Here is a 20,299-nt window from a genome sequence, read left to right as displayed (position 1 = left end):
CCGCACCGAGGAGAACCCGTATGCCCGCTCCCCGCACCGTCCTTCTCACCGGCGCAGCCGGCGGCCTCGGCACCCTGATGCGGGGGCTGCTCCCCGCGTACGGCTACGACCTCCGGCTCTTCGACGTGACCCCCATCGAGGGCGAGCCGGACGCCTTCACCGCCGACCTCGGCGACAAGGCCGCGCTGCGGGAGGCCGTGCGGGGCGTGGACGCGGTCGTCCACCTCGCCGGCATCTCCCTCGAGTCCTCGTTCGACAAGATCCTTCGCTCCAACATCGAGGGCACGTACAACCTCTACGAGGCCGCCCGCGAGGAGGGCGTGAAGCGGATCGTGTTCGCCTCCTCCAACCACGCCATCGGCTACACCCCGCGCCCCCTCCCCGGCGACCCGCTGATCCCGGTGGACACACCCCACCGCCCCGACACCTTCTACGGCCTGTCGAAGTCCTTCGGGGAGGACCTCGCGCAGTTCTACTGGGACAAGCACGGCGTCGAGACCGTCTCCGTACGCATCGGCTCCTGCTTCATGGAGCCGACGTCGGTGCGGATGCTCTCGGTGTGGATGAGCCCCGGCGACGGTGCCCGCCTCTTCCACGCGGCCCTCACCGCCGAGGACGTACGGCACACCGTGGTCTACGGCTCCTCGGACAACACCCGGCTGTGGTGGGACCTGACCTCGGCGCGCGCCCTCGGTTACGACCCGCAGGACGACTCCGAGCAGTACGCCGAGAAGCTCGTCGCCGAGCACGGCGAGCTGGACCCCGGGAACCCGGAGCACGCCAACCTCGGCGGCCACTTCGTCACGAACCCCCCGATCTGGCCCTACTGACCGCCCCCGCCCGCGCGGGGGGGGCGGGCGAGGACCGATGAGTTTCCCCGGCCACCGGGGTCGACACCCGAGACCGGCGCTACGGCGTCCGCGTGAGCGGCCGCCGTAGCATCACCGTCGGACCTGTCGGCAGCGAGACCCGGGGAACCGTCATGCGCACTCTGATCAGCACCGCCTTCATCTCCCTCGACGGCGTCGTCGAGGCCCCGGGCGGCGAGCCCGGCTACCGCAACTCGGGGTGGACGTTCAAGGACGTCGAGTTCCTGCCGGAGGCGTACGAGATCAAGGGCCGGGAGCAGAAGGAGGCCTCCGCGATGCTGCTGGGCCGGGCCAGCTACGAGGCGTTCAGCAAGGTCTGGCCCGGCATGGAGGAGTTCACCGACTACAAGGCCATGCCGAAGTACGTCGTCTCCACCACGCTCACGGAGGACGCCCTGGTGAGCGACTGGGGCGACACCACGATCCTTCGGTCCCTCGACGACGTCGCCGCGCTGAAGCGGACGGAGGGCGGCCCGGTCATCGTCCACGGCAGCGCGACCCTCAACCAGGGCCTCTCGGACGCCGGGCTCGTCGACCGCTACCACCTGCTCGTCTTCCCGCTCCTGCTCGGCGCCGGCAAGCGGCTCTTCAGCGCCACCGACAAGGACACCCAGAAGCTCCGGCTCGTCGAGCACGAGACCTATGCCAACGGGCTGCAGAAGAACGTCTTCGACGTGGTCCGCTGAGTGCCGACGTTCCGGCGGGTCCGAAAAGCCCGCGACGGCCCGCCGCGGGCCGGGCACCATACGTCCATGCCGAGACCTTCCGGATTCGCGTACGAGCAGCACGGTGACGCGAGCGTCACCCTCACCCACCACGGCCGCCCCGCGGGGACCCTGCGCGGCGGCCGGGCCGAGAAGTTCCTGGCGGAGGTGGTCTCCGGCGACGCCCAGCTGGTGATGGCCCGCTGGACGGGGGCGTACCGGCACGGCAACGAGCGCACCGCCCGCGACCACCCCCGCAACCGGTCCCGCGGCCGGCGCTGAGCCGTCCGGGGCAAGCCCCCGAAAGGTAAGGGAACGGCAAAGCCGAGTCGTTCGTTACCCCGTGCATGACCGCAATGACCCCCGGCTCGAACATCCCTCTCTCCGCCGCCCGTGTGGCGGTGGACGTCGCCGCCCCCGTGCGGCTCGACGTCTCGGGCCTGCTGCTCACCGCCGACGGCAAGGTGCGCTCCGACGACGACTTCATCTTCTACAACCAGCCCTCGGGCCCGGGCGTGACCTACCGCGGGGGCGGTGGCGCCGCGCCCGACGCGATCGTCGTGGACACCACGGCCGTCCCCCCGGGCATCGAGAAGATCGTGGTCACGGCGAGCCCAGACGAGGCGGGGCGGACGTTCCAGGGCATCGAGCCCACCGCGACCGTGCGCAATGCGGACGACGGCTCCGCGCTGGCCACCTTCACCCCTCCCCGGCTGGGTGGTGAGACGGCGCTCGTGGTCATCGAGATCTACCTGCGCAACGGCGCCTGGAAGGCCCGCGCCGTCGGCCAGGGCTACGCGAACGGACTGGCAGGCATCGCCACGGACTTCGGCGTCTCGGTCGAGGAGCCCGCCGCGGCGGCGGCGCCCGCCCCTCTCGCGCCCCCGGCGGCTCCCCCGGCGTCCGCCCCGGTGGACCCCCGGATCGCCCCTCCGGCTCCGCCGGCTCCTCCCGCACCGGCCGCACCGGCCGGCAGCGGCAAGATCAACCTCGACAAGGGGAAGATCAGCCTCCAGAAGAACCAGACGGTGTCCCTGGTCAAGGGCGGCCGCCCGCTGCTCTCCCAGGTCAAGATGGGCCTCGGCTGGGAGCCCGCGTTCCGGGGCAAGGACATCGACCTCGACGCCTCGGTGATCGCCTACGGCCCCGACCGCAACCACCTGGACAGCTGCTACTTCGGCAAGCTCTCCATCCTGAACGGCGCGATCAAGCACTCCGGCGACAACCTCACGGGCGAGGGCGCCGGGGACGACGAGGTCATCGTCGTGGACCTCGGCAGGATCCCCGCCGAGGCGACCGGGCTGGTCTTCACCGTCAACTCCTTCACCGGGCAGAAGTTCACCGAGGTCGCCAAGGCCTACTGCCGGCTCATCGACGCGGCCACCGGCGAGGAACTGGTCCGCTTCGACCTGACCGGGGCGGAGCCGCAGACCGGCGTGATGATGGCGAAGCTGATCAAGCAGTTCTCCGGCGAGTGGGAGATGACCGCCATGGGCGAGTTCGTGAAGTCCCGGACCGTGCGCGGCATGGTCAAGCCGGCCGCGAAGGCCCTGTAGCGCCTCACCGTCCAGGAACGACGTCCGGGGCACCAGACGGATGCTTCCGTCGGTGCCCCGGGTCGGTCCGGAGGGTCTCCGGTGTGACGCGATGCGTGCTCGGCCGCTCCCTCAGAGCTTGGTCAGTTTCGAGTACGGGCTCAGGATCCTTCCCTGGCGCCCGGAGAAGTCGATGAGCACCGCGTCGTTGTCGCCCTCGACGGCGAGGACCCGTCCGAGTCCGAACTGGTCGTGCGACACCCTGTCGCCCACATCGAAGCATTCGACCGGTGGGGCCTCCTGGGCCGGGCGGTTGAAGGGACTGGACGGCAGGTGACGCCGGGAACCGGCTGACTGTTTCATTACGGTCGAGTATGCGCCCTGTAAGCGTCCGACGCCATGCCCGACCGCTCCGGAGCGGTCAGTAGTGCCGCATTCGTAATCAGCCGTTCCAGGGCCAGTCCGCGCTCCTGCCCGCCTCCAGCAGCGGCACCATGCGGAACGCCGCGTCGGAGAGTCCACCGAAGGTGTGACGGTTCTCGCTGCCCGACGGCGCGTGCCCGACCCGGTAACCGCACCAGGTCCGCGTCCGCCGCCCGCAGGGCCGGCGCCGCGCCGAAGACGGCGGCCGCGTCGGCCCGATTCAGCTGGGAGCGGTCCGAGAGCGGCGCCCACATCGAGCCCGAGCGGTCCACCAGGACCAGGGTGCGTCCGGACCCTTCGCACCGGGAGGTGCATGGCCATGACTTCAGGGGGGCAACCGCGCGGTGCGCGAAGGGATTCCCCCGCACACCGCGGGTACGGTCCTCAGCGCTTGTCGGACTGGCGCTTCCAGGGGCCCGTGATGGCGAGCATGATGCCGGGGGTCTGGATGTTGGCGAAGAGCGTCTTTCCGTCCGGCGAGAAGGTGACTCCGGTGAATTCGCTGTAGGAGGGGTCCTCCTCCGTTCCGCCGTTCAGTTCGTTGCGGGCGATCGGGTAGGTGCGGCCGCTGTCCGTCGCGCCGAAGAGGTGCTGGATGCCCTCGCCGTCCTCGGCGATGACCAGGCCGCCGTAGGGCGAGACCGTGATGTTGTCCGGACCGTCGAAGGCGCCGTCCACGGACGGGTCGGCGTTGACGCCGAGCAGGACCTTCAGGGTCAGCGTGCGGCGCTTGGGGTCGTAGAACCAGACCTGGCCGTCGTGGGCCACGGGGCTCTCGTCACGGGCGAACGAGGAGACGATGTACGCCCCGCCGTCGCTCCACCACATGCCTTCGAGCTTGCGGGCCCGGGTGACCTGGCCGTCGGTGAACTGCTTGCGCACGGAGACGGTCTTCGCGTCGCGGTCGGGCACGTCCACCCAGTCCACGCCGTAGACGGTGCCGACCCGGGTGGCGCGGGACAGGTCGTCGACGAAGGCGCCGTGCCGGTCGAAGCACTTGAACGCCTGGAGCACGCCGGCGTCGTCGGCGAGGGTGCGCAGCTTGCCGCGGCCGTGCCGGAAGCCGTGCGGCGGAACCCAGCGGTAGAGCAGGCCGTTGGGGCCGGAGGCGTCCTCGGTCAGGTAGGCGTGACCCTGCTTCGGGTCGATGACGACGGCCTCGTGCGCGTACCGGCCGAAGGCCTTGACCGGGCGCGGGTCGCGGTTGGCGCGCTTGTCGTACGGGTCGACCTCGAACACGTAGCCGTGGTCCTTGAGGAGGCCGTTCTTGCCGGCCTTGTCCTCGGTCTCCTCGCAGGTGAGCCAGGTGCCCCAGGCGGTGCTGCCGCCGGCGCAGTTGGTCGACGTGCCCGCGATGCCGACCCACTCGGCGGTGCGGCCGTCGCGGCGGGTCTCCACGACGGTGCAGCCGCCGGCCGCGACCGGGTCGTAGACGAGGCCCTCGGTGAGCGGCACGGGGTGTTCCCAGCCGGTCCGGACGCCGCTCAGCTCGTGGTTGTTGACGAGCAGGGTCACACCGCGGGCGCCCTCGAATGCGGCCGTGCCGTCGTGGTTCGAGGGGGTCGGCTCGCCGGTCTCCAGCTTGGTGACGCCGCTGTGGGTGATGACGCGGTACGAGAATCCGGCGGGCAGCGCGAGGATCCCCTTCGGGTCGGGGAGCAGCGGCCCGTATCCCAGCTCCCTGTCGTGCCCGTGGCCGTGGCCGTGGTCGTGGTCGTGGTCGTCGTGTCCGCCGCCGTGTCCGTGCCGCGCGTCCTCGGCCGCCAGCGCGCCGGGCGCCGTCGCCAGGGTGCCGACGGCGCCGGTCAGGGCTATGCCGGCGCCGGTGAGGGCGGACTGTCTGCTGAATTCCCTGCGCGTGAGCGACATGGCGGGCTCCTGGTGAGGCGAGGCCGGGTGGTTGGCGCGATCACGTTCCCCGCCCCGCACCAACTCCGGCTGAACTCCACGCGGCGTGCGGAGGTCCTGCGTCCCAAGCCCATGCCGGGTTCGGGACAGACCCGTACGTAAGACAGGACGCAACCGGCCACGCCTGGCTTGAAGCCGTGGGTCCGCTCCCGACGGGGACGGGTGCGGCCGCCTCCGGGGGAGCGGACCGGGGGCGGCCGCGCCCGGGGAGATCAGTCGCGGCCGAACATCTTCCGGGCGGTTCCGAGGTCGAGGAAGACGGTCTCGCCCGTGGAGTCCTCCAGGCCGTCGTTGTCCGTGACGGCGTAGACGTGGCCGTCTCCGGCCACGGTCAGGCCCTCCAGCTTCTCCTGCGTCCAGCCCTTCGTGGCCCGGAGCTCGGGCAGCACGTCGTGGGCGAGGGTCTTGGGCAGCACGGTGAGCGCCCCCTGCGGAGCGGCGGTCCTGGGCAGGTCGACCGTGTAGATCCGCTTGACCCTGGCGGCAGGGCCGTTCAGCTTGTCGCGCTCGACGACGGCCAGCTCGTCCCCCACCACGGTGATCTCCGACAGGCCGATCCAGTCGCCGGGAGTGCTGGTGGTGCCGAGCCGGTAGCCGTACCAGCTCCAGGTTCCGGCGCCGACGTCGTAGCGACCGAGGCGGACCACTCCGGCGGGGTCGGTGGAGGCCGGGCGCTGGAGGGTCGCCCAGAGGATCTCCCGGCCGTCGCGGTCCGTGGTGGCGGTGACGCCTTCGAAGCCCTGTGAGCCGAGGCCCGCGGCGACGCCGGCGGGGAGGTCGACGACCTGCTGGGTGACACCCTGACGGTCCAGACGGACCAGTCGGTTGCCGGCGCCCGTCTTCCCCTCGACGGCCAGCCAGAAACCGCCCCGCGGCCGGGCGTGGATGCCCTCGGCGTCGTAGCCGACGGGCTCACCCGAGGCGTCGCGGACGGTCAGTTCCCGCTTGATGACGGCGGGCCCCCGGCCCGTGTCGATCGTGAGGATGCGGGTGGTGGAGTAGGCGGCGTCGGTGACGGTGTACAGCTCGTCGGGACGTCCCGGCACCGCAGACAGGGCACCGAGCGCGCCCCAGCCGATGGGGGCGCCCGCGGGGCCGTCGGCCGAGACCAGCGACGGGAAGGAAGGCGTACCCCTGCCGAGGCGGAACAGGCTCACCGAGGCGCGTACACCGGCCTCGGCGTCGTCCTCCTCGCTGGAGACGGCGAGCAGCCCCCGCGAGGGGATCGGCAGCAGGCCCTCGGGGCCGTTGGTCGCCGGCAGCACCTGGAGGAAGTCCGGCCTGGTGGGGTCGGTGAGGTCGTAGACGGCGACGAAGTTGCTGCGCTCGGAGCCGACGAAGGCGTACCGCACCCCGCCGTACGTGGCGATCGCCAGTCCCTCGGGCTCGGTGCCCTTGTTCTCGGAACGGTCCTCGTTCAGCAGGCCGTGGCGCGCCGCGATGTGCTCGAAGGAGTTTCCGGCCTCCCACACGACCCTGCCGGTACGGCTGTCGAAGACGGTCCAGCCGCGGGTGCCGCCCTTCCAGTCGCCTTCGTCGGCGGTGGCCAGGTAGCGGTCGTCGATCCAGCCGAGTGCGTCCGGTTCACGCGGCACCCCGGTGAAGGACCCGGTCTGGTCGATGACGCCGTCCTCGACGGTGTCGATGCCCCGGACCGACGCGGTCCCGGCGCTGAACGCCTTGGTGAGACGGCCCGACGCGAGGTCGATGAGGACGACGCCGTTGTTCTCCTGGAGGGTCACGGCCAGCTGCCCGCGGCTGTTGACGGAGACGTACTCCGGCTCGGGGTCGGTGGGCTCGGCGATCCCGGCGGCCACCAGTGCGGGCAGCGCGGAGCCGTCCGCGCCGGTCAGCGGCACCGCCCGGGTCGACCAGCGGGCGGGCGAGGGGCCCTTGAGGTCGATGATCCGCACGAGACCGGCGGGGGCCTGCGGCAGGTCGCCTTCCTCGCCGCCCGCGGGGGTGGCCTCCTCGTCGCGCTCGTTCTCGATGGCGACGGCGGCGTACCGCTTGTCCTTGCTGACCGCGATCGAGTCGGGCTGTCCGCCGAGGTCGTGGCCGGCCACCCGCTCCCGGGTACGCAGCGAGATGACGTCGAGCCTGCCGGACGGGTGTGAGTGACTCTCGCTGGTGTTCACGACGACCAGCACGTACGGGCCGACGACGGTCACCGAGGTCGGTTCGTCCTCGGCGTCACCCAGCTCGGCCAGGGAGAGTGTGCCGAGCCCCTCCGGCCGGCCGGGGTCACTGATGTCGAGGAAGCCTATGCGTCCGGCAGCGGCGTCCGTGTAGACGAGGGTGCGGCCGTCCTCGCTGGTCGCGGAGATCTCGGCGACGGTCTGCGCCGAGGCGTCCTCGCCGGCCGGCCGGTTCTGGAAGACCGGGTAGGTGGCGGCACGTTCGAAGGCCACCGGCTTCGGTCCGCGGCCGCCGTGCGACTGGCCGGCGGCGGCCGCGCCCGCGCCCGCCAGGGTGCCCGCGGTCACGGCCAGAACCGCCAGTGCGGCACAGGTTCTCTTCGGGAGCATCGTTCCTCCGGATCGGTTCACTGAGGAGGCGGATGCTCGCAGCCGCGGGCCATGGCCGCATGACCGGGCGGTGAACGGAAGGCGAAGGCCAGGAACAACGCGGGGGCGGCGGGGCAGGCAGCGGCTGCCCCGCCGCCGGGGCCTACTGCCGGGACCGGGCCTTGTAGGCGGCCTTGCGGGCGGCCTTCGCCGCACCGCGGTCGCTGTGGAGGCGGCCCATCGCCTCCAGCACCTCCGCGGTCGCGGGGTGCTCCACCCGCCACGCCTCGTCGAAGAAACCGCTGTGCTGGCCCGAGAGGCCCTCGACCAGCCCTCGCAGCTCGTCCAGGTCGCCGTCCGCGTCCAGTTGGGCGGCGATGGTGTCCACGGCGAGCCAGAAGATCATCGCCTCGTCGGGTGCCGGTACGTCCGCCGAGCCGCGCTCCGCGAGCCATACCCGTGCCAGACCGCCGAGTTCGGGGTCGCCGAGCACCGCGCGCACCGCAGGTTCGGCCTCCGGGCCCACGAGGGCGAGGGCCTGCTGGCAGTGGAGCCTGCGCAGCGGCGCGCGCCGGTCGGAGCCGCGCGCCGCGGCCAGGAGCTCCGTCGCCGCCTGGTCCGCGGCGTCCGCTCCTCGTGTGCCGAGCCACAGACCGACCTCGGTGCGTGCGGCCTCCTCGGGGTAGTAGGCGATCCCGTCGAGGAGGACGTCCGCCCCCTTGTCCCGGAGGTCGCCGACGGCGGGCGCGTCCACGCCGGCCTCCAGCATCCGTTCGCGGATGCCGTAGAGACCGAGCGGCGTCAGCTTCACCATGCCGTAGCGGGTGACGTCCTCGTCGTCGGCGGGGGGTGTCGCGTCCCCGCCTTCCTCGGTGAGCAGGCTCTCGTCCACGGGACGGTATTCGACGATTCCGATGGGTTCGAGCACCCGGAACTGGTCGTCCAGCCGCATCATGGCCTCCGACACCTGCTCGAGGACGTCGTCGGTGGGTTCCTCCATGTCCTCGGGCACCACCACGGACGCGGCGAGGGCGGGCAGCGGGATCGGTGCGTCCGCGGGGCCGGCGTCGGCGAGGGTCAGCAGGTAGAGGTTGCCGAGCACTCCGTCGAGGAAGTCCGCCTCCTCCTCGGGGTCCCAGTCCAGGGCGTCGAAGTCGACGCTGCCGTCCTCGCCGATGAGGTCGGCGAAGTCGTCGAAGGCGGGCGCCGTGGCGTCGGCGTGCACGGCGTCCAGGCCGTCCAGCCAGATCGCGAGGACGTCGGCCGGGGATCCCGAGGTCAGCAGGGCGAGGTTCTCACCCGCGGTGACGGTGCCCTCGGCGTCCTCGCCCTCCGTGCCGTCCTCGTCCTGCGGGTCCTCGACGTCGACGAGTCCGGTGTCGACCGCGAGGCGCCACGCCTCACTGGCGTACGCGGCGCCGTCCTCGTCGTCGGCGAGCCCCAGATACCGGGCAGCGTCGGGCAGTTGGGCCTCGACGAGCTCGCCTCCGGCGCCCACCCTGGTCTCGGGCCCGGCCCAGCGGGCGAGGCGGGCGGCACGGGCGAGCAGCGGCGCGGACAGCGCGTCCCGTGCCAGCTCGGCCTCGGTGTGCAGCCGCACCGGCGGCAGGGAGGGGCGCTCTGCGGACATCTGGGGGGTCTCCTCGGGGCGTGCGCGGGCTGTGTCCAGGGGGCCGTCCCGGTGTGTTCGGGCCTCGGCCGCCGCCCCAGCGTAGACGCATTTCGTCCCGTGCCGCCCGGGTTCTCCCGCGGGCCCGACGCGGGGCCGGGCGCCGGGGCGACCGGGTCGCGCCACCGCCCGTCACGCCGGGCCCGTCCGGGCCCCGCCGCCACCCGCGACGCCCGGGGTTCCGGTTCCGTCCCCCAGGGCTGCGGGTGCGGTCCCCGGGGCCCGCGCCGACGCCCCCGAGGGGCCGCCCGACGCGTCGTCTCCCCCGGGACCAGGCTCGTCGGGCCGTACGGTCACCCGGCCGCCGGCTCACGCCAGGCCGTCGTGTTCAGCTCGTCCATCAGCCGGATGTCGTGCCCCTCCAGCGGGAAGATCCGCGCCCCCGTGTCCGGTGCGGCGGAGATCTCCAGGGCGTCGCCCTCGATGAGGTCGCCGCCCTCCTTGGTGGAGACCCAGGCCAGCGTGGAGGTGACGCTCGCGCCGGGCTTCAGCTGGATCTCCCGCGGCCCCTCGTCGTTGCCGAACATCGATCCCCCGGCGTTCACCGGGACGGGAATGCGTTCGCCGTCCTCCCCCAGCGCGCGTACGGACGGATAGCCGTGGACGCGGTAGGGCTTCTTCCCGCAGTTGGTCAGTGTGAGGGTGACCGCCCGGGCGAACATGGCCGTCTGCACGGGGCCCATGTCCACGGCGACGCCCGCGGCGGGGCAACCGCCCACCGGCGCCTCGGTGGTGGGCGCTCCCTGTGCGGGCGCGTCCGCGACCGGCCCGGAGTCCGGGGCCTGGGCGGAGAGGGCCGGGCGCGGCGTGGCGGAGACGCGCGGCACCGGATCCCCCTCACCCGCGGGCACGAGGAATCCGGCACAGCCGGAGAGGGACAGTGCTGCCGCCGTGACGGCCGCGGCCGTGATCGGTCTCCGTACGCGCATGCCGTTGTACCCCACCCCTGGAACGGTCCGTCACATGTCTGTTCGATCATGCCAGACGGTGGGCGCGCCCTCAGGGCGGCGGCCTCGCCGCCCACGACGGCGGGCGGGGCCGGCGCCCGGAACCGGGAGGATCGCGACGGGGGGCGGCGGTGACACCGCACCCCCTGCCCGCGTCCTCTCGGTGCGGCTCAGTCGTTCGTGATCAAGGTGCCGAGGATGAGCAGGTCACCGGGCACGTAGGCCTTGGACAGGCGCATGCGGTTGCCAGCGGGGAACAAGAGGTTCCGCAGCGCGAAGACGGATGCCTGCCCGAACGAGATGTTCCTGACGGCGGTCTGGACCGCTTCGGGGAAGACCCGCTCGATCTCATCGGCCAGATACTGCTTCTGCCAACCGCCCGCCCGGTCGCACGGGCCCTTCCCCGAGATGCCGTGAGCGGTGACGGTGGGTGTGGCCTTCGGGTCCCTGACGGCGATCGCCTGGTTGTCTCCTTCCCCGGTCACGGTGACTTCGTAACCGCCTTCGATCGTGAGGGAGGAATCCACGCTCCCCGAGAGCGGCGGGGTGCAATGGCTGTTGGCGCAGACCCACCATTCGAAAGTGAGCCTCTTGCTGAGATCCAGGTGGATCTTGAGGGCTCCGGTCGCGCTGGGCTGGAAGAGCATGCCGTCCAGCGGGAGCGTCATCCGGTCGCTGTTGTTCTCGTCGAAGCGGAAGGTGTGGCTGATCCACTCACCGTTGCTCCAGCCGTCCAGGTTGTCCGGCCATTTGATGGTGGCCTCGACCGACCCCGAGACCCTCGCCTTCCAGGTCTTGCTCGGATCTCCCGGGTCGACGGCCGCCGCTGTGAGTCCCTCTCCCTTGAACCCTCCGACCAGGAGGGCCTGGAACACGATCCTGGTGTTGATCATCAATGAGACGTCGTACCCGCTCGGCAACGGTTCGCCGACCATGACCGTTCTGTCGTTGCAGGGCTGTCCGTCGGTGGTGATGAACAGTTGCAGCAGGTCCCTGTCGCCGTTGGTCTTCCGTGTCCGCGCGGAGAACCGGGACGGCTTCAGCTCCTGGAGCAGGCTGGTCCGGCTGCAGTCGATGGTGTTGATGCGGTAGACGACGCCCTTCCGCGAGAACACGTCCTTCAGCTTCTTGTCGAGCATCTCGACGTTGTCGCCGTGGACGTATTTCGCCTGGAAGTCACCGCTGCTCAGCTCCAGAGCCACTGCGAGGGTCTTCGCTTCGGGATCATGCGGTTTCACGGTTCCCGCAACCACCGCGAGCGGGAGTGTGCACTCCACACGCGGGACCCTGCCGCTTCCCTCGCTCTCCAGGGACTCCCAGTCGTCCCAGTCGACGGCCCCCGAGCGGGCCTCGTAGTCGAGGCTCGTCACCCTTGTCCCCTTGGGAACCTCCAGGGATCCGCTCCTGGTCTTCCCGGATTCGACTTCCTGGACGATCCTGACCAGGCTTTCCTGGCCGTCCAGGAACGTCAACTGGGGCTTACCCAGGGTGATCTCGACATCCAGGGCGGGCGCGTAGTACTTCGGCCCGCCCTTGTGGACCTCGCCGCTCCACCCGGCGTAGGCCACGAGCATGGTCCCGCCGGGATTGTCCTTCTCGTAGAGGGCGTGGAGGATGCTGTTGACCTTCACCCGGTCCATGTTCAGCACGGCGTCCCAGCCGCGCAGCGCGCTGCCACTGTTGTACATGTCCTGCACCAGGGCGTTCTCGCTGCCCATGGGCATGCAACGCGCCCCGAGAGACACCGCTTCGTCCGGGTACTGGGCCGTGATGTGGAAATCGAGCTCCACCGTGGCGTGAGGGTCCGCGAATTCCAGCCCTTTGTTGGCCTTCAGCCGAGCGGGTACGCCGACCCTCCATGTGCTGAAAGGCGTCACGCGGGTGATGCTCGTGTCGAACGGCCCGTCCTCGCCGCCGAAGTTCAGGCTCCCGGTGCGGCGGTCGTATTCGTAGGGGCCGAAGTGCCGTTCGACGGTGCGGAAGGCAAGTGCGCGCTTCGCCTTGTCCCGGTCGTGGAAGGGCGAGCCCTCGTAAACGAGTTTCAGCACGTAAGCGCCTTCGGCGCTCCTGACTCCCTTCACCCGGGCGATCACCTTGTCCACCCGGACCATGGCGTAGTTCTCGAACTCCCTGGCATCGGAGGGAATGGTGAAGGCGTACTCTCCGTCCAGGAGCGCCTTGACCGGCACACCTTCCAGTCGGTAGGTGATGGGCGCGGGAACTCTCTGCGGCCTCGGCTGGAGAAGGCGGATCCCGTTGATGACGGCGGCCTGCTGGTCGGCGATCACCTGGATGAGGCCGGCGATGTCGAAGGACGCCGGACGGGTCGGCACGCCCAGGTACTCGTACTGCACGGCCCCGTCCTGCTGTACGAGGACCCGGGCCAGGGCGGAGAGCGTCTGCTTGAGCTGGAACTCGGCCTCGCCCGTCAGGCCGATCAGGTCGATGTGCTCCACCTCGGGCGGTCGGGGATTGCCGCTGTTCAGTCCTAGGTCGAGCCGCCCCAGTCGCTCCTTCTGCCTTGTGTTGAGGTCGGCGGCCAGAACCGCGGCGTCGGCCTCCTGCCGCAGGTGTGTCATCCGGACCCCGGCCTCCACCCATGCCTTGCCCCGGCGCGCGAGCGCCCCGAAGGCGGTCAACAGCGGCTGGGCCAGCAGCTTCAGGTCTTCGCCGGATCCGGCCGGGAGCAGGGTCTCCCGGAAGTGGACCTCCATCTCAGCCCACTCGTGCGGCGCGGGGAGTTCCAGCTTGCCGTCGACCCTTTCCAGGGCGTCCTGCACTTCCTTGATGTTGGCAGCGGTCTCGTACATGTTCCCGGCGATCTTCGCCAACGCGTTGATCACCTCTTCGAGCCTCTTCAGCTTCGACCCGGTGAAGGCGAGCCTCATCGCCGCGTCGGGGCCCTGGACCGGGGCGATGATGCTGCGGCCGAGGTCGAAGAGCGCCTGGGCCACCTCGATACCGAACTTCACCCACTGGTCGGTCTGCCAGTCCTGCGCCTTGCCCTTGAACACCTCGATCTCGTTGTTGACCCTCTGCGACTGCTCGATGACCGCACGGTGCAGCGCGTCGACATCGGTGACGGCCTTCTCGTACTCCTTCTGCCTCTGCCTGACGATCAGTTGATGCTGCGCGGTCACATCCCCCCGGTGCTCATGGAGCGCCTTGAGGTACCCGCTGAGGAGCTTGCCGGTCGCCTTGATGTTCTCGTTGACCTCCTCCTGGTTCCTGGCCAGCAGTTCGGCCTGCTTGCGCTGCTCGATCCGCTCCTGGAGATCGCGGAGATCGCCGCGGACCAGCCTGGCTTTCTCCAGCAGGGTGCCGACCAGGGGCCGGTACGCCTCGTACGTCAGGTACGGCACCTCGACGGCGCTCTGCTCCAGGACACCGTCCGTCTTGGCCAGGAACAGCGCACGAGCGCGCATGGCCGCCAGCCCGGCGTCGGTGGCCTCCTTCGGGATGATCCGCGCAAGCCACCCGAGGTGACGTCGCCCCAGCTCCCGTACGCCCTCGCCGTCCGCTCCCCGGGCGGCGAGCATCGTCTCCGCGGTGACGAGCGAGAACTGGAGGCTGCTCGCCGCCGCGGTCACCAGGCCGTTCGGCGGGACATCGGTGACGGACGCGTCCACCCTCACCCAGGGCCGCCGGGTGGACGGCTCCACCGAGGCCGAGTCGGCGAACCTCAGGCCGTCGAGCAGGGTGTAGTGGGCCGCGGTCGGGTCGTCCGTCGCGAGCCGCAGCGCACCGAACATGTGCCCGCAGTGCATCCTCAGTGAGTCAAGGCCCTGCTTCGTCAGCCGCAGCTCGGGAAGTCCCTCGTGCTCCGAGGTGTCGAGCACATGTGTCAGCAGCTGCACCGAAGTGCCCGGCACCGATGCCGGTTCCGCCCCGGACACCTGAAGGACATGGGTGGTGACCCGGAAGTTCTCGACGTCGGCGGGGCGGCCGATGCTCACCGCGCCGAGGTCCGTCCGCTCCTGATAGACGTCCACCGTCGGGGTGGCCAGGGTGGAGAGCCAGCTGCCGCCGGACTGCGGCCGGTGCGTGGCCCAGTGCGGCCGCTCACGGCTCACCGCCAGCCTCACCCCGGGCGCGTACTTGTGCAGCAGCCCTCCGCGGAGCAACCGGTCGGCGGTCAGGGTCAGACCCCGCTCGGGCAGCAGCGTGGGCAGTCCCGCGAACGTCAGCGCGGTCGGTACCACCGCCGTACAGGTGTCGACGAGTTCGTCACCGTCTTCGAGGTTGGCGGCGAAGATGCTGTCGTGGTCCCCCGCGTACGCCTTGTCCCGCCACCTGCCGGCTGCGACGGTGGCGGCCAGGGCCGGGTCACGGCTGTAGGCGAGGACGTTGCCGTGTTCCCGCACCCCTCCGTTGGAGCCGTAAGGCTCCGACGTCACGGCGCGGAAGTCCAGGGCCCGATGTCCCGTCACCTGAGGTGCACCCTTGGCCAGTCGGTCGAACAGCTTCTTGACCGTGGCGTCGTAGAACGCCGACTCGTAGCTGAACGCCTGATGGATGACGTCGCCGTAGGTGATCTCCGACAGGAAGTGCGTGCCGTAGGTCTCGAAGAAGTCCAGGTACTTCTGGACCTGTTCGAGTGTGGGGGCCTCACCGGGGGGCACCACGGGCAGAGCATCGGCTGCGGCCCGGGCGCCGGGGGTGAGATACGCACTCGCCTCCTTGGGCGTCGCCGCTGCCGCCAACGGATGCCTCCTGTGTCCCGCGGTGCGCTGGTGCCGCACCAGGAGATACCCGCGCCCCGGCGTCAGGCTGACGCCCAGATACCCGCCCAGCGTCCTGGCCGATGCCGGGGCGTCCGAGTCGTGGAGCACCAGCGGCCCGGCCGGCACCTCTCCCTTCTCCCCCGCGCTCAGCTCGACCCGGTATCCGTAGAGGGCCGAGACCAGCGAAGCGGCGTCAGGATGAACGGTGACGACCGGCCCCGACCATTCGTTCGCACCGTCGGTCAGGTCCGGGACCTGCCGGTGGGCAGGCGCCTGGGGAGGCCGGAAGTACGCCGGTGAGGAGTCCGACGCACTCCATGGCCGGTATCCGAACAACAGGTTGGCGCCGTCTCCGACGGCAGGCTCAACAGTCACGACATACCTCTCCGCACCACAGGGAATCCGTTCGGCCCCACCCTGCTCGAGCGAATTCCCGCAACCTGGAGAGGTCCGACCAAGATCACTCCTCCGGGGGTGCCCGATCACCCCTGGGAGCGGAGGAGTCGGCTTCGCGTTGCCGGGCACCGGACCGCACGGCGGGCCGCAGGGGTTGTACGAGGGTTGCCTCGCCGCCGGGTGGGGTGAAGTCCTCAGCCGCTGCCGTGCTGTACGCGCATACCGTGCACCCCGCCCCTGGAACGGTCCCCCTCGCATCTCGTTCGATCCTGCCGGACGTCGCGCGTGCCCATCCTTCAGCATCGCTTGCCCGTCACCCCGAGCAGATCTAAGTGGACCGGCGCGACCGGACGGCCGAGACTGCGGGGATGACATCCCACACGTCCGGACCCTTCGGCCGCGCCCTCTGCGCCATGATCACCCCCTTCACCGCCGACGGTGAGCTGGACCTGGGCGCCGCCCGCCGCCACGCGGCCGCGCTCGTCGCCGACGGCTGCGACGGCCTGGTGCTCAGCGGCACCACGGGTGAGTCGCCGACCACGACGGACGGGGAGAAGACCGCTCTGCTGAGGGCGGTCCGGGAGGCCGTGGGCGACGGCGTCCCGCTGGTCGCCGGGGTCGGTACGTTCGACACACGGCACACGGTCCGGCAGGCACGGGAGGCGGAGGACGCGGGGGCCGACGGCCTGCTGGTGGTCACCCCGTACTACAGCCGTCCGCCGCAGGCGGACGTGGAGGCGCACTTCCTCCGGGTGGCGGAGGCGACCGGCCTCGGGCTGATGCTGTACGACATCCCGGGTCGCACCGGCACCAGGATCGAGCCGGCCACGATGCTCCGGCTGGCGGAGCACCCCCGGATCGTGGCGGTCAAGGACTGCTCGTACGACCTGCTCGGCGCGGCCAGGGTGATGGCGGGTACGTCACTGGCGTACTACTCGGGCTGCGAGGAGCTGAATCTCCCGCTGTACGCGCTGGGCGGGGCCGGTTTCGTCAGCACGGTCGCCAACGTGGCCCCGGGCCCGATGCGGGCCGTGCTGGACGCGTTCGACGCCGGTGACACGGCGGAGGCGGCCCGGCTCAACGGGCTCACCATGGGGCTGGTCGAGGCCATGATGGCCTCCGGTCTGCCCGGCACGGTCACCGCGAAGGCGCTGCTCGACGCGGGACCGGTCCGTGAACCGCTGCGGCCCGCCGGCCGCGAGGCGGTCGACGGGCTGCGCGCGGTGTACGAGGAACTCCTCGCCGCCGGCTGAGGGCTGTCCCGCACTTCCCGGCGGGCGCGCGAATTGCGGTACGGCTCTCAGTCGTTGCTGTGCAGGACGTCGTTGAGCCCGTCCCAGACCGCGTTGTTCGGGCGGGCCTCGACGGCGCCGGTGACCGAGTTGCGGCGGAAGAGGATGTTCGAGGCGCCGGAGAGTTCGCGCGCCTTGACGACCTGTCCGTCGGGCATGGTGACCCGGGTCCCCGCCGTGACGTAGAGACCGGCCTCGACGACGCACTCGTCGCCGAGCGCGATCCCGATGCCCGCCTCGGCTCCGATCAGGCAGCGCTGCCCGATGGCGATGCGCTCCTTGCCGCCGCCGGAGAGCGTGCCCATGGTGGAGGCGCCACCACCGATGTCGGAACCGTCGCCGATGACGACGCCCGCGGAGATGCGGCCCTCGACCATGGAGGTCCCGAGCGTGCCGGCGTTGAAGTTGACGAAGCCCTCGTGCATCACGGTCGTGCCGGACGCGAGGTGGGCGCCGAGCCTGACCCGGTCGGCGTCGGCGATGCGCACGCCCTTGGGCGCGACGTAGTCGGTCATCCGGGGGAACTTGTCCACGGAGGTGACCTGGAGGTGCAGGCCCTCGGCGCGGGCGTTCAGCCGGACCTTCTCCAGGTCGTCGACGGCCACCGGGCCGAGCGACGTCCAGGCCACGTTGGCGAGGAAGCCGAAGATGCCGTCCAGGTTCTGCCCGTGGGGCTGGACGAGACGGTGCGAGAGCAGGTGCAGGCGCAGGTAGGTGTCGTGGGCGTCGAGCGGCTTGTCGTCCAGCGAGGAGATGACCGTGGACACGGCGACGACCTCCACGCCGCGGCGCGCGTCGACCCCGACGGCCCGGGCGGCGCCCTCACCGAGGCGGTTCACCGCCTCTTCGGGGCTCAGGCGCTGCGTGCCCGCGGGACCGGGCGCGGCGGCGAGCTCGGGGGCGGGGAACCAGGTGTCGAGGACGGTGCCGTCACCGGCGATGGTGGCGAGGCCGGCGGCGACGGCGCCGGTGGTGCGGGCGGAGCCCTGGGAAGTCGTGTCGGTCATGCACAGAACCTAACGTTCCGAGCCCCGCGCGGGCGAACCGGTCTCAGCTGCCGGAGCGTGTCCCGCACCGGCGGGGACACCGCGCGTCCCGGGCCCGGGGCCGTCCGGGCGCCCGGGCGGCCTCAGCGGCCGGCCCCGTCGACGATCCTCGCCATCATCTCCCTGGTGTACCGGGCGTCGAACTCGCCGCCGGTGAGGAGCACCTGGAGGCTGATGCCGTCCATCAGCGCGGCGAGCGCGCGCGCGGTGACCGGGTCCGTGCGGCAGGTGAGGAGCTCGGTCAGGCCGTCGGCCCACTCCGCGGCGACGGGACGCAGTGCGGGCCTCCGCAGTGCGGCGAGGTAGAGCTCGTACTCCAGCTCCATCGGCCCGCGCCCTCCGGCGAACCACTCCCCCAGCAGCCGGGTCAGCACGTCGGCGAGCGGCACACCGGGGTCGGAGAGTCCGGGCCTCTCCCGCACCAGGCGCGCGAAGTTCTCGTTGCACCGGCGCAGTGCCGCGACGAGGAGTTCGTCGAGCGAGGCGAAGTGATACGTCGTCGACCCCAGTGGCACATCGGCCTCGGCCGCGACGGTGCGGTGGCTGAGACCCGCGATCCCGCGCGCCGCGACGACGCGGATCGCCGCCTCGATGAGGCGCTCGCGCCGCTCGGGGTCGTACCTCCGGACCATCAGTGGGCTCCTCCGAGGTTGAGGACCACGACGCCCGCGATGACGAGCGCGATGCCCGCGAGTTTGACGAGGTTCGCGGACTCCCCCATCCAGATGATGCCTATGGCGGCGACGGCCGCCGTGCCGGCGCCCGCCCATATCGCGTAGGCGGTACCGATCGAGAGCGTCTTGAGGGTCTGCGCGAGCAGCGCGAACGCCAGGACGTAGCCCACGACGGTCACGAGGGAGGGCCAGAGCCGGGTGAACCCCTCGCTGTACTTCATGGCCGTCGTCCCGGCCACCTCCGCCGCGATCGCCGCGGCAAGCATCCCGTATCCCATGCGTACAAGCGTACACAACGTTGTGTACGGGCGTACGCAACGGGGTGGCCCAAGCGGCCCGGACCGGGTGTCCGCCCGAGGCGCTACCGTGTCCGCACCGGCACGACCGGATGATGATCCGAACATACGAATGACGGGGCAGTGGTGGCACAGGACGCAGGGTGGGGCGGGGGCGCCCACGGGGGCGCGTCGTACGGCGGGGCACCTCATGGGGGCCCGCCGGGATGGGGCGGGTGGATGCCGCCGCCGAGGCCGGGGGTGATACCCCTCGCCCCGCTGGGACTGGGGGACGTGCTGGGCGGGGCGTTCTCGACGATGGGCCGGTACTTCAAGCAGCTGTTCGGCATGGCCGCCGCCCTCTACGGCGGCGCGGCACTGCTGATGACGGCAGCGGTCACGGTCGCCTGGTCGGCGGTCTCCGACCACCTGGAGCGGGTGGTCTCCCTGGACCAGGGGGAGTCCGCCGCCTCCGGTGACGTCGCTCCCCTCGTCATCGCGGGAGGCGTCCTCGTGATCCTGGGCATCGCCACCCTGGCGATCGTCTCCGGGCTGATGTACGCGGTGGTCCCTGCCGTGCTGCGGGAGGCGGTCCTCGGCAGGCCCGTCACGTTCGCGACGGTGTGGCGCGGGGCCTGGTCCCGTGTACTCCCCATGATCGGCACGCTGTTCCTCACGGCCCTGATCGCGATGGTGCCGGGCGCCCTGATCATGGCCGCCTTCCTCGGCGTGATGGTCAGCCTCGTCACCATGGACGGCGGTGGCGGTCCCTCGGTGGCCATCACCGTGGGTGTTCTCGGCGCGCTGATCGCCGGTCCGCTGGCGACCTGGCTCTGGATCAAGGTGTGCCTGGCGCCCGCGGCCGTGGTGTTCGAGGGCTGCGGGGTCACCGGCGCGCTGCGCCGCTCCTCACACCTGGTGCGCGGCGACTGGTGGCGGATCTTCGGCATCGTCCTGCTGGCCGGGCTGATGGCGGGGGTGGCGGCCTACGTCGTCCAGATACCGTTCACCGTCCTCGGCGTCTTCCCCAGCATGATCGGGACCGCCTCGCTCGGCGACGACCCGAGCACCGCCGCCGTGCTGGTCGCCATGAGCGGCTACTTCGTGGCGACCCTGCTGGGACAGCTGGTCGGCCAGATCATCTCGGCGACGTTCCCGCAGCTGGTGACCGGCCTGCTCTACGTCGACCGGCGCCTGCGGACGGAGGACCTGGGCCCCGCGCTCGCCGAGGCGGCCGGGGGCCCGTACCAGGGCGCCCCGCCGTACGGCACGCCCTGGTACGGCGGCATGCACCGCTGACCCGCCAGGGCGCCCGCGCACCGGCGGGCAC

General features: G+C 71.3%; 15 protein-coding genes and 1 pseudogene. 6 read left to right on the top strand and 10 right to left on the bottom strand.

From position 1 onward, the window contains the following. Positions 1-20: 20 nt before the first annotated feature. The 4 genes from ACFXOA_RS14390 to ACFXOA_RS14375 all read left to right on the top strand — a co-directional run bounded on the left by ACFXOA_RS14390 (position 21) and on the right by ACFXOA_RS14375 (position 3,129). Positions 21-830, top strand: coding sequence for an NAD-dependent epimerase/dehydratase family protein (locus ACFXOA_RS14390; protein WP_385026836.1), 810 nt, complete (start codon positions 21-23; stop codon positions 828-830). A gap of 152 nt (positions 831-982) precedes the next feature. After that, a complete protein-coding gene (locus ACFXOA_RS14385) occupies positions 983-1,555 on the top strand; it encodes a dihydrofolate reductase family protein (RefSeq protein WP_385026833.1) in 573 nt (190 codons plus the stop codon). Between the two features lie 66 nt (positions 1,556-1,621). Then, positions 1,622-1,855, top strand: coding sequence for a hypothetical protein (locus tag ACFXOA_RS14380; protein ID WP_385026830.1), 234 nt, complete (start codon positions 1,622-1,624; stop codon positions 1,853-1,855). Positions 1,856-1,920: 65 nt separating this feature from the next. Further along, positions 1,921-3,129, top strand: a complete 1,209-nt coding sequence (locus tag ACFXOA_RS14375) for a TerD family protein (protein WP_385026827.1) — start codon at positions 1,921-1,923, stop codon at positions 3,127-3,129. Positions 3,130-3,240: 111 nt separating this feature from the next. On the opposite strand, the gene ACFXOA_RS14370 is transcribed toward ACFXOA_RS14375, so the two are convergent. From ACFXOA_RS14370 to ACFXOA_RS14340, 7 genes and pseudogenes are all read right to left on the bottom strand, one after another. Beyond that, complete coding sequence (locus tag ACFXOA_RS14370; protein WP_356736297.1) at positions 3,241-3,471, bottom strand: hypothetical protein; 231 nt, start codon at positions 3,469-3,471, stop codon at positions 3,241-3,243. Positions 3,472-3,550: 79 nt separating this feature from the next. Further along, positions 3,551-3,821, bottom strand: a pseudogene (locus tag ACFXOA_RS14365) (TROVE domain-containing protein); the annotation flags it as partial. Positions 3,822-3,915: 94 nt separating this feature from the next. Further along, complete coding sequence (locus tag ACFXOA_RS14360) at positions 3,916-5,400, bottom strand: alkaline phosphatase PhoX (protein ID WP_385026824.1); 1,485 nt, start codon at positions 5,398-5,400, stop codon at positions 3,916-3,918. 251 nt (positions 5,401-5,651) lie between these two features. Continuing rightward, positions 5,652-7,967: an esterase-like activity of phytase family protein gene (locus tag ACFXOA_RS14355; protein WP_385026821.1), complete on the bottom strand. Its 2,316-nt coding sequence runs from the start codon at positions 7,965-7,967 to the stop codon at positions 5,652-5,654. A gap of 142 nt (positions 7,968-8,109) precedes the next feature. Further along, positions 8,110-9,576 carry a hypothetical protein gene (locus ACFXOA_RS14350; RefSeq protein ID WP_385026818.1) on the bottom strand — a complete coding sequence of 489 codons (1,467 nt, stop codon included), beginning with the start codon at positions 9,574-9,576 and terminating at the stop codon, positions 8,110-8,112. 332 nt (positions 9,577-9,908) lie between these two features. Beyond that, complete coding sequence (locus tag ACFXOA_RS14345; protein WP_385026815.1) at positions 9,909-10,544, bottom strand: DUF4232 domain-containing protein; 636 nt, start codon at positions 10,542-10,544, stop codon at positions 9,909-9,911. A gap of 188 nt (positions 10,545-10,732) precedes the next feature. After that, positions 10,733-15,661: a hypothetical protein gene (locus tag ACFXOA_RS14340; RefSeq protein ID WP_385026812.1), complete on the bottom strand. Its 4,929-nt coding sequence runs from the start codon at positions 15,659-15,661 to the stop codon at positions 10,733-10,735. Positions 15,662-16,050: 389 nt separating this feature from the next. On the opposite strand from ACFXOA_RS14340, the gene dapA reads away from it, so the two are divergent. Further along, on the top strand, positions 16,051-16,935 hold the full coding sequence (gene dapA, locus ACFXOA_RS14335) for a 4-hydroxy-tetrahydrodipicolinate synthase (protein WP_385026809.1): 885 nt from the start codon (positions 16,051-16,053) through the stop codon (positions 16,933-16,935). Between the two features lie 47 nt (positions 16,936-16,982). Here the strand turns inward: dapA and dapD are convergent, their stop codons facing one another. The 3 genes from dapD to ACFXOA_RS14320 all read right to left on the bottom strand — a co-directional run bounded on the left by dapD (position 16,983) and on the right by ACFXOA_RS14320 (position 18,972). Continuing rightward, the gene (dapD, locus tag ACFXOA_RS14330; RefSeq protein WP_385026806.1) at positions 16,983-17,981 is read right to left on the bottom strand and encodes a 2,3,4,5-tetrahydropyridine-2,6-dicarboxylate N-succinyltransferase; all 999 of its coding nucleotides are present in this window, start codon (positions 17,979-17,981) and stop codon (positions 16,983-16,985) included. A gap of 122 nt (positions 17,982-18,103) precedes the next feature. Then, entirely contained in the window at positions 18,104-18,652 is a 549-nt protein-coding gene (locus ACFXOA_RS14325; protein ID WP_385026803.1) for a TetR/AcrR family transcriptional regulator, read from the bottom strand. Continuing rightward, the gene (locus ACFXOA_RS14320) at positions 18,652-18,972 is read right to left on the bottom strand and encodes a DMT family transporter (RefSeq protein WP_385026800.1); all 321 of its coding nucleotides are present in this window, start codon (positions 18,970-18,972) and stop codon (positions 18,652-18,654) included. The genes ACFXOA_RS14325 and ACFXOA_RS14320 overlap by 1 nt, the downstream gene beginning before the upstream one ends. Positions 18,973-19,209: 237 nt before the next feature. On the opposite strand from ACFXOA_RS14320, the gene ACFXOA_RS14315 reads away from it, so the two are divergent. Continuing rightward, positions 19,210-20,268 (top strand): hypothetical protein, encoded by a 1,059-nt coding sequence (locus ACFXOA_RS14315; RefSeq protein ID WP_385026797.1) that lies wholly within the window; start codon positions 19,210-19,212, stop codon positions 20,266-20,268. Positions 20,269-20,299 lie beyond the last annotated feature (31 nt).

The organism is Streptomyces sp. NPDC059166 (assembly GCF_042755185.1).
GTDB lineage: Bacteria > Actinomycetota > Actinomycetes > Streptomycetales > Streptomycetaceae > Streptomyces.
This window is presented reverse-complemented; position numbering and strand designations above follow the sequence as displayed.

What these genes read in the sequence shown, in the direction of transcription:
- ACFXOA_RS14390 (WP_385026836.1), top strand. Translation starts at nt 21, where the DNA reads ATGCCCGCTCCCCGCACCGTCCTTCTCACCGGCGCAGCCGGCGGCCTC.
- ACFXOA_RS14385 (WP_385026833.1), top strand. Translation starts at nt 983, where the DNA reads ATGCGCACTCTGATCAGCACCGCCTTCATCTCCCTCGACGGCGTCGTC.
- ACFXOA_RS14380 (WP_385026830.1), top strand. Translation starts at nt 1,622, where the DNA reads ATGCCGAGACCTTCCGGATTCGCGTACGAGCAGCACGGTGACGCGAGC.
- ACFXOA_RS14375 (WP_385026827.1), top strand. Translation starts at nt 1,921, where the DNA reads ATGACCGCAATGACCCCCGGCTCGAACATCCCTCTCTCCGCCGCCCGT.
- ACFXOA_RS14370 (WP_356736297.1), bottom strand. Translation starts at nt 3,471, where the DNA reads ATGAAACAGTCAGCCGGTTCCCGGCGTCACCTGCCGTCCAGTCCCTTC.
- ACFXOA_RS14360 (WP_385026824.1), bottom strand. Translation starts at nt 5,400, where the DNA reads ATGTCGCTCACGCGCAGGGAATTCAGCAGACAGTCCGCCCTCACCGGC.
- ACFXOA_RS14355 (WP_385026821.1), bottom strand. Translation starts at nt 7,967, where the DNA reads ATGCTCCCGAAGAGAACCTGTGCCGCACTGGCGGTTCTGGCCGTGACC.
- ACFXOA_RS14350 (WP_385026818.1), bottom strand. Translation starts at nt 9,576, where the DNA reads ATGTCCGCAGAGCGCCCCTCCCTGCCGCCGGTGCGGCTGCACACCGAG.
- ACFXOA_RS14345 (WP_385026815.1), bottom strand. Translation starts at nt 10,544, where the DNA reads ATGCGCGTACGGAGACCGATCACGGCCGCGGCCGTCACGGCGGCAGCA.
- dapA (WP_385026809.1), top strand. Translation starts at nt 16,051, where the DNA reads ATGACATCCCACACGTCCGGACCCTTCGGCCGCGCCCTCTGCGCCATG.
- dapD (WP_385026806.1), bottom strand. Translation starts at nt 17,981, where the DNA reads ATGACCGACACGACTTCCCAGGGCTCCGCCCGCACCACCGGCGCCGTC.
- ACFXOA_RS14325 (WP_385026803.1), bottom strand. Translation starts at nt 18,652, where the DNA reads ATGGTCCGGAGGTACGACCCCGAGCGGCGCGAGCGCCTCATCGAGGCG.
- ACFXOA_RS14320 (WP_385026800.1), bottom strand. Translation starts at nt 18,972, where the DNA reads ATGGGATACGGGATGCTTGCCGCGGCGATCGCGGCGGAGGTGGCCGGG.
- ACFXOA_RS14315 (WP_385026797.1), top strand. Translation starts at nt 19,210, where the DNA reads ATGCCGCCGCCGAGGCCGGGGGTGATACCCCTCGCCCCGCTGGGACTG.